This is a genomic window from Streptacidiphilus fuscans (assembly GCF_015690355.1).
In the GTDB taxonomy this organism is placed as follows: Bacteria; Actinomycetota; Actinomycetes; order Streptomycetales; family Streptomycetaceae; genus Streptacidiphilus; species Streptacidiphilus fuscans.
Window position 1 is genome coordinate 150331 of the sequence record NZ_JADPRT010000020.1, and the last position, 14241, is coordinate 164571.

General features: G+C 71.1%; 15 protein-coding genes and 1 tRNA gene. 11 read left to right on the forward strand and 5 right to left on the reverse strand.

Annotated elements, in window-relative coordinates:
* Positions 1–98 precede the first annotated feature (98 nt).
* From I2501_RS34695 to I2501_RS34720, 6 genes are read left to right on the forward strand one after another with little or no spacing between them, the layout of a single operon-like run.
* Entirely contained in the window at positions 99–707 is a 609-nt protein-coding gene (locus tag I2501_RS34695) for a DUF2637 domain-containing protein (RefSeq protein ID WP_196198152.1), read from the forward strand.
* 11 nt (positions 708–718) lie between these two features.
* Positions 719–910: a mobile element transfer protein gene (locus tag I2501_RS34700; protein ID WP_196198153.1), complete on the forward strand. Its 192-nt coding sequence runs from the start codon at positions 719–721 to the stop codon at positions 908–910.
* A 15-nt stretch (positions 911–925) separates the two neighbouring features.
* The gene (locus I2501_RS34705) at positions 926–1120 is read left to right on the forward strand and encodes a hypothetical protein (protein ID WP_196198154.1); all 195 of its coding nucleotides are present in this window, start codon (positions 926–928) and stop codon (positions 1118–1120) included.
* 57 nt (positions 1121–1177) lie between these two features.
* On the forward strand, positions 1178–2548 hold the full coding sequence (locus I2501_RS34710) for a replication initiator (RefSeq protein WP_236047795.1): 1371 nt from the start codon (positions 1178–1180) through the stop codon (positions 2546–2548).
* On the forward strand, positions 2541–2750 hold the full coding sequence (locus tag I2501_RS34715; protein WP_196198155.1) for an excisionase family DNA-binding protein: 210 nt from the start codon (positions 2541–2543) through the stop codon (positions 2748–2750). The genes I2501_RS34710 and I2501_RS34715 overlap by 8 nt, the downstream gene beginning before the upstream one ends.
* Positions 2750–3895 carry a tyrosine-type recombinase/integrase gene (locus I2501_RS34720; RefSeq protein ID WP_196198156.1) on the forward strand — a complete coding sequence of 382 codons (1146 nt, stop codon included), beginning with the start codon at positions 2750–2752 and terminating at the stop codon, positions 3893–3895. The genes I2501_RS34715 and I2501_RS34720 overlap by 1 nt, the downstream gene beginning before the upstream one ends.
* Before the next feature lie 56 nt (positions 3896–3951).
* Here I2501_RS34720 and I2501_RS34725 read toward each other — a convergent pair.
* Positions 3952–4026: transfer RNA gene (locus I2501_RS34725), tRNA-Val, on the reverse strand.
* Between the two features lie 205 nt (positions 4027–4231).
* Between I2501_RS34725 and I2501_RS34730 the strand changes: the two genes are divergently transcribed.
* The 3 genes from I2501_RS34730 to I2501_RS34740 all read left to right on the forward strand — a co-directional run bounded on the left by I2501_RS34730 (position 4232) and on the right by I2501_RS34740 (position 6454).
* Positions 4232–5479, forward strand: coding sequence for a hypothetical protein (locus tag I2501_RS34730; RefSeq protein WP_215910232.1), 1248 nt, complete (start codon positions 4232–4234; stop codon positions 5477–5479).
* A 90-nt stretch (positions 5480–5569) separates the two neighbouring features.
* Positions 5570–5788, forward strand: coding sequence for an FmdB family zinc ribbon protein (locus I2501_RS34735; RefSeq protein ID WP_196198158.1), 219 nt, complete (start codon positions 5570–5572; stop codon positions 5786–5788).
* Between the two features lie 162 nt (positions 5789–5950).
* Positions 5951–6454, forward strand: coding sequence for a DUF4383 domain-containing protein (locus tag I2501_RS34740; RefSeq protein WP_196198159.1), 504 nt, complete (start codon positions 5951–5953; stop codon positions 6452–6454).
* On the opposite strand, the gene I2501_RS34745 is transcribed toward I2501_RS34740, so the two are convergent.
* The 3 genes from I2501_RS34745 to I2501_RS34755 all read right to left on the reverse strand — a co-directional run bounded on the left by I2501_RS34745 (position 6420) and on the right by I2501_RS34755 (position 11153).
* Positions 6420–7328: an HAD family hydrolase gene (locus I2501_RS34745; protein WP_236047797.1), complete on the reverse strand. Its 909-nt coding sequence runs from the start codon at positions 7326–7328 to the stop codon at positions 6420–6422. The two genes, I2501_RS34740 and I2501_RS34745, sit on opposite strands and share 35 nt — an antisense overlap.
* Positions 7325–9814, reverse strand: coding sequence for a phosphoribosyltransferase (locus tag I2501_RS34750; RefSeq protein ID WP_196198160.1), 2490 nt, complete (start codon positions 9812–9814; stop codon positions 7325–7327). Before I2501_RS34750 ends, I2501_RS34745 begins: the two co-directional genes overlap by 4 nt.
* Before the next feature lie 136 nt (positions 9815–9950).
* A complete protein-coding gene (locus tag I2501_RS34755) occupies positions 9951–11153 on the reverse strand; it encodes an HpcH/HpaI aldolase/citrate lyase family protein (RefSeq protein WP_196198161.1) in 1203 nt (400 codons plus the stop codon).
* Between the two features lie 210 nt (positions 11154–11363).
* On the opposite strand from I2501_RS34755, the gene I2501_RS34760 reads away from it, so the two are divergent.
* A complete protein-coding gene (locus I2501_RS34760) occupies positions 11364–12194 on the forward strand; it encodes a TerD family protein (RefSeq protein WP_196198162.1) in 831 nt (276 codons plus the stop codon).
* Here the strand turns inward: I2501_RS34760 and I2501_RS34765 are convergent.
* Complete coding sequence (locus I2501_RS34765; RefSeq protein WP_328806834.1) at positions 12173–12907, reverse strand: Tellurium resistance; 735 nt, start codon at positions 12905–12907, stop codon at positions 12173–12175. The two genes, I2501_RS34760 and I2501_RS34765, sit on opposite strands and share 22 nt — an antisense overlap.
* A 202-nt stretch (positions 12908–13109) precedes the next feature.
* Here I2501_RS34765 and I2501_RS34770 point away from each other — a divergent pair, with 202 nt between their 5' ends.
* Positions 13110–14108 carry a DUF2637 domain-containing protein gene (locus I2501_RS34770; RefSeq protein WP_196198163.1) on the forward strand — a complete coding sequence of 333 codons (999 nt, stop codon included), beginning with the start codon at positions 13110–13112 and terminating at the stop codon, positions 14106–14108.
* Positions 14109–14241: the final 133 nt, after the last annotated feature.

A 14241-nucleotide genomic window follows, 5' to 3' on the forward strand; every position in this document is an offset into this window, starting at 1 on the left:
TCGCATGGCCGCGTGACCACATCGCGCGACGTCCCTACCCCCGCCATGACTGGTTCAGGAAGGAACCGACCGATGACTGTCCGAGAGGAGTCCGCGCCATGCGCGCAACGGTGGCCCGCATCGACGCGGTAGTCGTCCAAGCGATCATCGCCGCTTCACTGTCCTTCGCTCACCTTCACGACATTGCCTCAGCAGCCGGTCAACACGGCTGGAAGGCATGGGCCTACCCCGTCTCCGTCGACCTGCTGTTGGTCGTGGCATGGCGGCGGCTGCGGTCCGGGACTCCCAAGATGGCCGGGTGGTGCTGGTTCGTAATCGCCCTGACTGCCTCTCTCGGCGCGAACATCGCCACTGCCGGGCTGCTCGACGAAGCCGCTGTTCCCACCTGGCTGCGCATCCTCGTCGCCGGATGGCCTGCGGTCGCCTTCCTCGGCGGAACCCTGCTCGCCCACACGACTCCGAAGCCTGCGGAGGACGCGGATGCCCCGGAGGCAGTGTCCGTCGACCCCGAGCAGCAGCCGCTGACTCCGGTACCCCCGCCGGCCATTCCGCCCGGCCCGGCCGTGCCCGTCGCCCTGGTCGAGCACGCCCGAAAGCTCGCAGCCGATCACCTCACCCGCACCGGAACAGCCATCGACGCCCCAACCCTCCGTACCCGCCTCGGCGTTCCGGCACCGCTCGCCGAAGCCATCGCCGCCCAGCTCTGAGAGGAGAAGCCATGTCCGCCCGCCGCCGCTTCCGCCAACTCGTCCGCATCGGCCCGGTCCAGGTCGGCAGTTCCTACGACTCTCGCGGCATCGAGAAGCACACCGCTGCCTGCACGGCTCCGCGCTGCGGCTTCTCCGCCGACTACGACTCACGTGCCGCTGCCGAGCTGGCCGCACGCACCCACCGCTGTCCGGTCCGCTAAGAGGAGTTCTCCACCGTGACCATCTCCCTGCCTGTGGTCTTCGTCCTGGGCGTCATCGCTTGGGCCGCGATCAAGTTCCTCGGCATCCGCCTGTGGGCCGCCCTCGTCATCGCACTGTTCGGCTTTTGGCTCGCCCACACCTTCCTCGCACCCGCAGTGGAGTCCGGCACCCGCACCGGGGTCCAGATCGTCAACGGCCAACACGTCTAGACGACTAGCTGAGAAGAGCCAAACCGTGTTGCGTCCTGAAAGGAAGTCCCGCACCTGATGTCCGCCAGCACCCCGCCTCCGATCGCCGATCTGGTCTCGATCTCCCAACTCGGCACCATGCCCGCCCTCCTGCGCCAGCTCCAAGGTCTCGGCGGCTGCACTCGTCCCATCCGACTGGACGGCCACCGCACCGACATCAACGCCCACACCGGTGAGATCCTGCGCCAGCTCCGTTCCGGCGAGCTGCCCGCCGGTCACCTCCTCGTCCGCTGCAACAACCGCCGCCTCACCCGCTGTGCGGCCTGCGCCGAGACCTACCGCCGCGACACCTTCCACCTGATCACCGCCGGTCTGCACGGCGGTAAGGGCACACCCGACCGGGTGGCCACCCACCCCCGGGTCTTCGCCACCTTCACCGCTCCGTCCTTCGGGCCGGTCCACAACCGGCCCACCAGCTCAGCGGGAACGGCCCGGCCCTGCCGCTGCGGGACCCTCCACCCCGAGGACGCTGCCGAACTGGGTACCCCGCTCAACCCCGACACCTACGACTATCGCGGGGCGGTCCTGTGGAACGCCCACGCCGGTGCGCTCTGGCGGCGCTTCTCGATCTACCTGCGCCGGGAGATCGCCAAGCGCGCCGGGCTGACCCAACGGGCCTTCAAGGCCTACGCCCGCGTCTCCTTCGCCAAGGTCGCCGAGTACCAGCGGCGCGGCCTGGTCCACTTCCACGCGGTGATCCGCATCGACGGACCGGCCGGAGGCACGACCCCGCCCCCGGCCTGGGCCACGGCTGACCTCCTGTCCGATGCCATCCGAGCGGCCGCGATGAACGCCCGGGTTCCGGGACCCGTGGTGGACGGCACGGCCTACGCCCCCGTGTTCGGCCGACAGTTGGACATCCGAACCATCCGCACTGCTGACTTCGAGGGTGGCACCGACCTGACCGAACGGGCGGTGGCCTCTTACATCGCCAAGTACGCCACCAAGGGCGCCGAGACGGCCACGGGCACGCTCGACCGCCCGGTGAAGCTCCTCGCCGAGCTGGCGCACCTGGACATCACCGAGCACGCCCGCCGGATGATCCGGACCTGTTGGGAACTCGGCGCTCGCCCCGACCTGGCAGAGCTACGGCTGAGGCCGTGGGCCCACATGCTCGGATTCCGCGGGCACTTCTCCACAAAGACGCGCCGCTACTCGACCACTCTCGGCACACTTCGCGCCGCACGCGCCGCCTGGCGTCGCGACCAGGCCACGGCAACCGACGGCAACAGCGGGCACCCGGAACCCGCTGTCGACCAGTCCGAGGAAAGCACGCTCGTCCTTTCTCACTGGACCTTCGCCGGAGTCGGCCTGACACCTGGCGAACGCTGGCTCACCGAAGCCGCCACCCCCGCCCCCAGCACGGAAGGAGAGCCCACCCATGGCTGACCGCCTGCTGACCGTTGCTCAGGTCGCCGAGCTGCTCGGCACTTCGGAGCGCTTCCCGCGCCGCCTGATCGAGGAACGGCGGATCGAGTTCGTCCACGTCGGGAGGCACGTCCGGATCGCCGAATCCGCGGTCCACGCCTACCTCGCTGCCAACACCGTGCATCCCGTCGTCCCGCGTCGTCGGCTGGGGGCGGCTGCCTGATGGCCAACCAGAAGGGCAATCGCCGCCGCTTCGGCTCCGTGCGTCAGCTCCCCTCGGGGCGCTGGCAGATCCGACATCCCGACCCCGTCACCGGCTTGATGCGGACCGGCGAGCAGACGTACGCCACGAAGAAGGACGCCGAGATCGCCCTCACGCTGATCGAGGCCGACATCACGCGCGGTCGCTGGACCGACCCTGACGAAGGCAAGTTGAACTTCGGCGACTACGCCGACGCCTGGGTCCGGGACCGGAAGCTCGCCGAGACGTCCCGCCAGCGCTACGCGATCTCGCTGCGGCTGCACATCCAACCCACCTTCAGGCGCAGCACCGTTGGTGAGATCACGACGGCCAAGGTCCGTGCCTGGCGCTCGAAGCTGCTCGCCTCGGGCGTTGGTGAGCCAGCCGTGGTCAAGGCCTATCAGCTCCTCCGGGCCATCATGAACACCGCCCTGGATGACGAGCTGATCCAGCGGAACCCCTGCCGGATCAAGGGCGCTGGTCAGTACGAGGTCCCCGAACGCCCGGTGCTGACCGTGGAGCAGGTACTCGCCGTCGTGGAGGCCATCCCGGTGCGGTACCGGCTCATGGTCCTTCTGGGTGCCTTCACCACGCTCCGCTTCGGAGAGCTTGCGGCCCTCCGCCGATCGGACGTCGACACCACCGCGCTCACGGTGTCGGTCCGGCGCTCGCAAGCCGAGCTGTCGACCGGGCAGCTGCTCGACAAGGCACCCAAGACGCGCGCTGGTGTCCGCGTGATCGCCTTCCCGGTCGAACTGCTGCCGAGCGTGACGGCGCACCTGGAGCACTTCGTGGCCCCAGGTCCCATGTCCCACGTGTTCACGGGTGCCCTGGGCGGCCAGCTCAGGCGCAGCAACTTCCACGAGGTATGGGAGCGGGCTCGTAAGAAGGCGAAGATCAGCGAAGAGGTGCACTTCCACGATCTCCGCCACACAGGGAACACCCTCGCGGCCAACGCGGGTGCCAGCACTCGTGAGCTCATGACCCGGATGGGGCACAGCAGCACCCGCGCCGCGCTGATCTACCAGCACATGACTGCTGGCCGCGACCGCGTCATCGCGGACAAGCTCGGGCAGATGATCAAAGACGCCAGGAAGGGTGGTCCGCCGGACCAATCTGGCACGTAAATGGCACGCGGAGCCTCACGCCGATCATGGTGTGGGGTTCCGCTGCTGTTCAGAGCTGGTGGGCACAGACGGATTCGAACCGCCGACATCTGCTTTGTAAGAGCAGCGCTCTACCGCTGAGCTATGCGCCCCCGGGCATCCCCGATGGTCCCGGCCGGAACCGGGACAAGGGCTAAGCGTACCCGGTCGTCGGCGCGGTGTGCGCCTTCGTTGGTGCGGGGGTGGTGGGGTGGGTGCGAGGATGGGCTCGCTCGGTCGGGAAGATCGGGGCGGTGGTGGGTTGCGGGTGGTGGTCGGGGCCCGGTGACCGTGGCGCGTGGGAGCGGGAGAGACGACGTGGCTGGCGGTGCGGGGCGCAGGTGGCGGGGAGAGGCCGGGAGGGCCGAGGCGCAGGCGGCGCGTGAAGCTGCCGCGCAGGCGTTCTACGAGGTGGACACGCTGCAGCGGGACGTCCGGATCAACGTCGAGACCGTGGCCGCCGCCGACAGCTCCCCCGGGGCCCAGCGTGCCGTCGCCGACTTCGCCGCGATCAGCCAGCGCGTCGACCAGGTCAGCACCGCGTACATCAGCGCGCTCGACGCGGTCGACCTCGACGCGGAGGAGCTCTCCCCCGGCGCCGCCGCGCAGGCGCGTCAGCGGCTGGACCACAGTCGGCAGCAGCTCCTGCAGGCCAAGGCGGAGCTCGAACAGTTCGCCGCCTACCTGGAGCCGCTCCAGTCCGCCGCCGCCGCGCAGCTCGCGCAGGTCGCGCCCGCCGTGGAGCGGGCCAAGCAGGCGTGGCTGGCCGCCAGCAACGCGCTCGACGCCGCCAAGGCGGCACGGCTCGGCACCGACGCGCAGTCCCGCGCGCTGGCGGAGCTGGGGCCGCAGCTGCGGGTGCTCGGCGAGGGGGCGGGCAAGCACGGCGTGCAGCCGATACTGCGCACGGCTGCCGACGTACAGCGCGCCGCCGAAGGCATCCGGGCCGCAGCGGAGCGGCTGCCGCAGCAGGCCGCCGAGATCGACCGGGCGTTGAGCTCGCTCCGTACCCGGACGCAGGCGCTGCAGACGCGGGCGGAGCAGGTCGGCCCGGTGCTGAGCGAGCTGCGTCGCCGGTTCAGCGAAGGCTGCTGGCAGGACCTGCAGCACGTGCCGGACCAGGCCCAGGACGCCGCACGTCAGGCGCTGGCCCAGCTCAGCGACGCCGAAAGAGCCCGCAACGAGCAGCGCTTCGCCGACGCGCAGGCGGTCATCCAGCGCGTCCGCACGCTGCTGACCACCGCCGACGGCTCGGTCGCGCTGGCCAACGACCGGCTCCACGCACTCAACGAGGCGCAGCGCGCCCCGCAGGACGAGATCGAGCGGACCCGTTTCGCGCTGCGTGACGCGCAGCGTCTGGCGATGGCCGGCCGCAATGCGCCGGACCCCCGGCACGCGCAGCCGCTGGACGCAGCGTTGGAGCGCCTGGAGCGCGCCGCGACCGGCCTGACCGGACGCCACCCCGACTACTGGCACTTCCTGACCGAGACGGCCGCTGTCCGGGAGACGGCCGCGTCGGTCGTCCAGGCGATCCGCGCCGAGAAGGGCATGCCGTCGTCCCGGTGACGGCACCGGGTACGCGACGCACCGTGTCCGAGGCCGCCTCCCGGCTCCGGCCTCTCGCACGGGACCGCGCGGGGATGACAGGATGTCGCCATGCCTCGCTATGACTACCGCTGCCGCACCTGCGGCGCCACGTTCGAGCTGAACCGTCCGATGTCGCAGGCCAACGCGCCGACGGTGTGCCCGTCCGGGCATGACGACGTGGCCAAGCTGATGTCAATGGTCGCCGTCACCGGTACCGCCGGTGGTGCCGCACAGCCGCAGGCCGGCGGTGGAGGCGGCGGCTGCTGCGGAGGCGGCTGCTGCGGCTGAGCCCGACGGAGGCTGAGCTCCACAGAGGCCATAGAGGGCTGAGCTCGAGAGGTCCGCGCTCGACGAAGGCGCGAGCGCCGGGTCTGTTGCACGCGCCCCGGCGCGGTCGGACGATGGAGGCAATGACTGCCGCACCACCCCCTCAGACCCAGGGAGGCGGCAATGAAACTCCAGGACCATCTGCCGGTCGACCACCGGCTGGGCCAGGTCTACCGGTACAGCGCCGGGGCCATCGGCCTGTTCCTGGTCATTTTCGGCATTCTCGGCTTCACCAACAACGTCGGCTTCTTCTCCACCACCGGGGACCACGTCGCCGGCATGACCAGCAACGGTGCGTTGAGCCTGCTGTCCGTGCTCTTCGGCGCGATCCTGATCGGCGGCGCGGTGATCGGCGGCAACACGGCGTCGACGCTGAACATCAGCATCGGGATCCTGTTCATCCTCAGTGGCTGGGTGAATCTGGGCCTGCTGGACGGCGGGCACAACATCCTGAACTTCCACATGCGCAACGTGATCTTCAGCTTCCTGGTCGGCCTCGCGCTGATGGTCTTCGGCATGTACGGCCGAGTCACCGGGCACCTGCCGCACGACAACCCGTACTGGCGCAACCGGCACCCGGAGGCGGCCAAGTTCAACCCGCTGCCGCCCGCCGCACTGCCCCACTGACCTCAACACCGACACCAACACCCGCGCCCAGTCCCAGCCCCGCACGGACCACTGCCAGCATCCGGCGCAGCAGCTCCTCCCCCGCCGCGACGCCGGTCTCGGCGAGGACGGTGACGCCGGGCGCGGTCCAGCCGGTGTCTGCGAGCTCGCCGTGACCGGGGCGGAAGGCCGCGTCCGCGGCGAGCAGCAGCTCCGCGTCGAGGAGCGAGTCGCCTGCCGCCAGGACGGTCGCCGCTCCGGTCCTGCGCTCGACCTCCGCCAGCGCGGCGGACTTCGTCAGCGGCTCGGGCACCAGGTAGACCTTGCGGCCCTGCAGCGAGACGCCCCAGCCGCGCTCCGCTGCCCAGCCCGACAACTCCTCGACCCAACCGGGCGGAAGCGAAGGGCGGTCGACGACCAGGTAGGCGAAGAGGTTCTCGGCGACGCGGCGTTTGCGCGTCCACTCCGGGTCGGCGGTGAGCGCGAGACGGTGCACGATCTCGTCGAGCGGCGCGCACTGCTGCGCGAGAGTGGCGCGGACCTGGGCGTGCCAGTCCTGGTCGGGTTCGCCGTCGACCAGCAGGTGGCCGCCGTTGGCGCAGATCGCGTGGCGCGGCGTCCAGTCGGGGACGGGGCCGGGGAGGTGGATCCGCCGGTACTGGGCGACGGTGCGGGTCGTGGCCGGGACGAAGTCGGTCACCGCGATCAGGGTGGCCAGCAGTCGAGCCGCGTCCTCGGTCATGTAGGAGAGCGGCTCGCCCCGGTGGACCTCGACGACCAGCAGCCGTGGCGCGTCCTCGTCGGGGACGCGGAGGGCGAGCGCCCGCGAGGAGTAGATCAGCGTCCTATCCAGGTCGCAGCCCACCAGATGCCGAGTACTGCCGCTGCCGCTCATACCGAGGTCCCCTCCGAGCCGGTGGCCCCGCGTGTGTAGTCGGGGTGGATCAGGCCAACGCAGCTGTACGGGAGGTCGTCGACCTCCTCGACCGGGACCGCGCGCTGCGACGCGAGCAGCCGGACGTGGTCCAGGTCCGGGCCCACGCCTCGGCGGACCAGCACCCGCCAGGGCACGCGGCGCAGCAGCACCCGGGTCGTCTCGCCGACGCCGGGCTTGACCAGGTTGACGCTGCCGATGCCGTACTCCGCGCTGATCCGCTCGACGGCTGCCCAGCCGGACCAGTCCGGCGTGCGCGCCGCCTCGGTCGCGCTCCCCGCCGCGGTGAAGCGGCGCGCCTCGGCGACAGCGGCGTCCCGGACCGCGTCGAAGCGGGCCGCGACCTGGTCCAGGAAGGCGCCGGAGACGTCGGCGCCGGCCAGTTCGCGGTAGAACTTCGCGCCGTGGAATTCGTCCGGGCCGATCAGGTCGGCGCGCAGCACGGTCCGCGAAACCAGGCCGGAGACCGTGGAGTTGAGGCAGGCCGACGGGATCAGGAAGTCGTCGCGGGTGCCGAAGGTGCGGACGCAGCGGCCCGGGTCGGCGAGGACGGCGAGCGCCGGGTCGAAGTCGGTTCCGGCCAGCGCGGCGGTGAGTTCGCGGGTGATGGCGCCCTTGCCGGTCCAGCCGTCGACGAAGACGACGTCCTCGGGGCGGTGCCAACGAGCCAGGTGGCGCAGGGCATTGAGGTCGATGCCGCGCCCGCGCACGATCGAGACGGCGTAGTGCGGCAGCTCCAGCCCGTGGACCTGCCGGGCCCACCGCCGCATCAGCACCCCGACGGGCGTCCCGGCGCGGGCCAGCGAGGCCAGCGCCACGTTCCGACCGCGCTCGGCGAGGACCGTCTCGGTGACCACGCCGACGGCGTGGGCGACGCGAGCGGCGGAGGCTGTCAGTGCCTGCTGATAGAGATTCTGGTAGTCGGCGCTCGGCTGGTACTCGACAGGCAACGACTCGGCATAATGCGCGCCGCCACGCTGGATCGCCTCCTCACGCTCCTCGGTGGGGGCTTCCAGGGTGACGTCGGAGAGGTCCTTCAGCAGCCAGGCGACCTCGTCCGCGCGGTAGGAGGAGAACGCGGGCCCGTACAGCGGAGCGGGCCGCGGACGGTAGGAGGGGACGACGGCGAGCAGCAGCTCGTCGGTGACGCCACGCAGCGCGTCGGTGAGACCGCCGGGGCCGGTCAGCCGCGCGGTGTCGGCGCCACCAGCGTCCTCGCCGTCGGCGACGACGACGATCGCGTCGAATCGGCGCTCCGGGTCGGCGCCGGGGGCGACGTTGTAGACGTAACGCGCACTGCCGTCGGTAGGAGCACGGAAGGAGAGTCGGGTGCGTATGGCATAGCCGGGATCGTCGACGGCGAGCACGGGCGAGCGGGTGGTGCTGGAGAACCGCACGTCGGTGCCTGCCGGCAGCTCGTCCTCCAGCGCGGCGGCGAGTCGCAGCGGTGCATACATCAGCTCCTCGCAGCCGAGGACGAGCACGCGACGTGGTGCGCCGCTCGGGCCGCCGGTCAGCGCGGCGGCGAGGCGGCGCGCCATGCCGGGCAGCGCGGCCTCCAGTCGTACGCGGTCGGCGGGCAGGAAGCCGTGCCTCCCGCCGTCGGGCAGGCCGAGCGGCCAGCCGAGGTCCACGCGCGTGAGCGGGGCAAGCACGGCAGTCGGGGCAGGCGGGGTCGGTGCGTCCTGGCCTGATACCGCACGCTCCGCCTCCCGGGCCACCAGGTCCTGACCGCGCGTCAGGACGTCGTCGGGCAGCTCGATGCGCGTGGTCACCGCCGCGACCACGTCGATGCGAGTGCCCAGCTCCGCACCGAGGCGGGACAGGGCGGCGCGGTCGGCGTCGTCGCGCAGGTCGAGCAGGGTGACCACGACGTAGCGGTCACGCGGGCACAGCGCGTGGAGGGCCCGCAGGGTGTTGGCAACGGTCCGTCCGGTCGAGAACTCGTCGTCGACGAGGACGAGCGGGCCGACTGCCTTGGGGTCGTCCTCGACAGCCGGAACCAACCACTCCGGCCGTTCCGGGAGCAGCAGATGGGAGGTCGCATGCGAGTGCTCCTCCTCGAAGCCGCCCACGGGAGCAACCCCGGCCACCGCGCGCCGGGTCGAGTGCAGATACACGACAGGGCCGATCCCGTCGGCGACGCAGTGCCCCAGCGCCGTCGCCGTCTCCGCGTACCCGAGGACGACGGCGCTCGCCGCCTCCTCCGGACCGAGCAGCTCCCGCACGGTGCGGCCGAGCGCGAGGCCCGCCTCCCGCACCACACCTGGACGTTGCGGCACATGCTTGCCGAGGAGGGTGGAGACCAGCAGATGCGAGCGGCGCGGATTGCGGCGCAGCGCGAGGCCGACGAGCCCGCGTGCCTCGCCCTCCGGCAGTCGCACGCCGAGCCGTTCGGTGACCCAGGTCCCGGCCCACACGGAGCCGGTTCGTGCGGGCGAATCCATCACGTCGTTCGTACCTCGGTTCTCGTTCGGTTCCCAGCCCAGCACCCGCAGGTGACCGGAAGATGGCGTTGACGGCAACATCAACCGCAGCGACCGGCCCACGGCAGTCGGCCCGCAGCAATCAGCTCGTCGGCAATCAGGCGCCCACGCAGGCGGCCAGCAGATCGGCGAAGCTGACGTCCTCGCGGGCGACCCCGAAGGCCGCCGCGCGGGCCATCACCCGCTGCGCCCAGGCCCGGTGCGGCTTCACCTCGTTCATCTTGTTCACGTAGGCGGACCGCATCACCCCGCCCCCAGCCCGGTCCTCGCTCAGGATGTCGCGGGCGTCCGACCACTCCTCGTGGGTGGCCACCGACATCGCGTGGACGGCCGGCACATGGCTCGGATGGATGCAGGTCTTGCCCAGCAGGCCGTTGGCCCGGTCGAGTTCGAGCTCGCGGATCAGCCCGTCCAGGTCGTGGTCGATCAGCCGACGCCGGACCTGCCCGGCCGGGGGCTCCGCCTCCTCGAACGGGCTCTGCCGCAGCTGCGGCTTGAACTTCCGCTCCTGGACCGGGAAGTACTCCCACACCGGCCCGGTCAGCACATGACCGGTGCCGTCCGCCCGGCCCAGCACGTTGACCACGTCGCCGATCACCGCAGCGACCAACTGCACGTCGTAGGCGGTCAGCTCCGGCGGCCGACGCAGTCCGTATGCCGAGCAGAGATCGGTGACGCCGAGCCGGACGGCCAGCACCAGCTCGCGGTACTTCTCCAGCAGGCGGGCGACCCCGAGCAGCGTCTCCGCGCGGCTCTCCAGATGGGCGAGGCGGGGCGACTCCAGCACCGGCATGGCGTAGAGCGGCAGACCGCTCGCCGCCCGCAGCTCCGCCAGCGCCTCCAGGAAAGGCAGGCCGCTCTCCTCCGTGAACTTGGGCACGACAAAGCCGGAGAGCAGGGCCAACGCCTCCCCACCCAATCGGGCGGCCAGGTCGGCGATCTGCTCAGGCCGCCGGACGCGCACGAACAGCAGCGGCAACTCGTCCTCGACGGCGGACGACCCGGACGCCTCGGACACCCCGGCCGCCAGCGTGCGCAGCTGCGCGACCAGGTTCCGCTCCGCTGCCGGGACTTCGGCGTCCCCGACCGCGTCCTCCAGGCACAGCACCATCGACACGACGCCGTGCGCGGCCTGCCGCCGCACGTCGTCGGCCAGACGTGGGCGGGTGGCCGGAGAGTAGAGCGTCGCGCCCAGCGCGACGGCGAGCTGCGCCGCGTCGCTGTCGCGACGGAACGGCTGTGGCTGGTGCAGGAAGAGACGGTGTCCGGTCCCCTCGTCGAGCTGGCCGAAATGACGCATGGTTCCCCCGCGGAGCGTCGTGAGCTGGGTGTTGACCGCTCATCGTACGAAACACCTGGGCGAATTCCAGCCGTCCGGCGACAACTTCCACAGGACTCACAGGACGCCGAGACCTGCGAGGAGACCCGCGCGGAGGCCCGCGCCGAGGCCCACGCGGAGGTCTCGGGGATCGGGTTACCCGCAGACGGGCAGGTGCGGCAGGATGAACCCATGACCAAGGTCATGCCGAAGGGCTCGAACACGACACTCCCCGCCGAGACGGCGGCGGTGCGCGCGGTGCTGCGCTGGCTGACCCGGCCCGGTACCCCCGACGTGGACGCTTCGGCACTGCTGCTCACCGTGCAGGGCCGGGTCAGCGACGACTCCGACTTCGTCTTCTACAACCAGCGACGCCACCCCACCGGCCTGGTCCGCTACCGCGCCAAGTCCCGTCACGGCGAGGAGACCACCGACACCGTCGACATCGACCTGCACCGGCTGCCGGACTGGGTGGACCGGGTCGTCCTCGGTGCGTCGGTCGGTGAGGAGGAGAGCTTCGGGCAGGTGGAGGGGCTGCAACTGCTGCTCTTCGACATCGCGGGCGGCCCGGGCGCACCGGCCATCGCGCGCTTCGACATCACCGACGCGCGGGGCGTGGCCGCGCTGCTCTGCGGCGAGCTCTACCGGCGCTCGGGCCGCTGGAAGTTCCGCGCCATCGGCCAGGGCTACTCGGCCGGACTGGTCGCCCTGGCCCAGGACTTCGGCGTCACCGTGGACCAGGGTTCCACGCCTGCGCCGGAGCCCGTTCGCGAGCCCACTCCCGAATCCGCGCCCGAATCCGCGCCCGTTCCCGCGCCGGCACCAATTCCTGAACCCGTTTCAGCCCCCGAGCCCGCACAGCAGCCGGAGCAACAGCACGAGCCTCCGGAGCCCGAGACCCAACCCGAGACCGAACCGGAGACCCCGCCCGAGCAACTGCTGGACCCGCCCGAAGGCTTCGCCCTCCCGCTCCAGGGCCCGCAGTTCCTCCCCGAGCTGTCTCAGCCGCCCACCGGCTTGTAGCCGCGCTGCCACTGCAGCCCCCAGCCGTAGAGCCGGTCGAGTTCGGCCTGGAAGCCGTACACGTACCGGACCTCGCGGCTGACGGTGAACTCGCCGTTGCCGCGGTTCTGGAGCAGCAGGACGGCGCAGGAGCGCGCCTCGGCCGCGCGCTCCTCCAGCCGGACCTCGATCCGCGGGCCCGCCGTCGGAAAGAGCGTCACCACCGCGTGCGTGCGGTCGAAGGCGGGCGTCTCGTCGTAGATGTAGACGAAGATCAGCAGGCGCTTGAACTGGTCCCGCTTGTCCATGTCGATGTACATCATCTCGCCGGTCGGCGCACCAGACCGGTCGTCATGGCTGAGCTTGATGTACGGCGGGTGCTGCAGGTCGCCCATGTACGGGCCGAGCGGCTGGATGACGCCCTTGCTCCCGTCGGTCATCTCGTACATGCAGCCCAGGTCGAGGTCGACCGCCAGCGGCTCGGACGCGGCGGAGGTGAGCTCAACCGGCTTGAAGGGGTTGGGGTTCAGCAGTCGGCGCCACATCTCCCTGGCTGAGGGCCGGGAGGGCTCCGGAGCCCTCGCGGTCCAGTGCAGGTTGACCTGCATCGTGCCGGTCAGAGCTCCCTGCGCGGTCAGCGAGACGGTGTGATGGCGCTTGTCCAGCGTCACCCGCTCGATGCCGAAGTCCATGCCCCGGTCGGCCTTTCGCAGCAGGTCACGCAGCCCCGCCATCGTGTGCACTCCCCCTCAGGGACGGGTGTCCGTCCGTCAACTCCGGGTTACCCGTTGGGACACGGCAGTATTCCGGCCCGACGCAGGACCCTCCGTCACGCCCCTCCCTATGGGGGATTGACGTCACCCGGTCGATAACACAGCTTGCTCACGCGTACCATACGGAGTCTCCTGCCACACTCCCAAGCCGAGGCGCGCCCGCATGAACCTCTCCTCCATACAACTGGTCTGGCTGGTCGTCGGCTGCGCAATCGCGTTGCTGGTGACGGTCGTCATGGGCCTGCTGCGCACCAAGAAGCCCAAGCACGCCGCCTCCGAGGACTCCTGGGAGCGCAGCGAGGAACGTCGCAGGCGCAAGGAGGCCGTCTACGGCGGCGCTTCCTACGTACTGCTCTTCGCCTGTGCCTCGGTTGCAGGCGCACTCTCGTTCCACGGTCTGGTCGGGTTCGGACGCCAGAACCTGGACCTCTCGGGCGGCTGGGAGTACCTGGTCCCGTTCGGTCTGGACGGCGCGGCCATGTTCTGCTCGGTGCTCGCCGTGCGCGAGGCCAGCCACGGTGACGCGGCGACCGGTTCGCGCCTGCTGGTGTGGCTCTTCGCGGGCGCGTCGGCGTGGTTCAACTTCGTGCACGCGCCGCGCGGTGGCGACCACAACGGTGCGCCGCAGTTCTTCGCCGGTATGTCCCTCTCGGCGGCGATCCTCTTCGACCGCGCGCTCAAGCAGACCCGCAAGGCGGCGCTGCGCGAGCAGGGCCTGGTGCCGCGTCCGCTGCCGCAGATCCGCATGGTCCGCTGGCTGCGCGCCCCGATCGAGACCTACAAGGCCTGGTCGCTGATGCTGCTGGAGAACGTCCGCAGCCTGGACGACGCGGTCGAGGAGGTCCGCGAGGAGAAGCGCCAGCGCGAGCTGGAGACGGCCCGTGCCCGCAGCGCCGAGCGCCGTGAGCGCGCCGAGCTGAAGGCGATCGCCCGCTCCGCCCCGGTCAAGGAGCTGACCACGCTGGACGCCGCGGACACCGCGTCCGGTTCGCCCGCGCTTGAGCCCGCCGCGACCCGTGGAGTGCTGTCGAGCCGCCGCCGCGCCAGCGAGCTGTCGAGCGCGATGCCGGCCGGGGTGGGCGAGGACGAGGAGGACAACACCATGTCCCGACTCGACTCGCTGGACCGCAAGTTGAAGGACCTGGAGCAGCAGTTCGGCTGAGCGGCCTTTCGTCCGAGCCGCGCACCCGCTGGGGTGGCACGCGGCTCCGTGAGCGCCGCTCGGTCCGTCCCGGCTCACGCTGACCTGCGAAGTCACTCTCCTGAAAGGGCGCTGTGCCCTCTAGAGTGTTGAC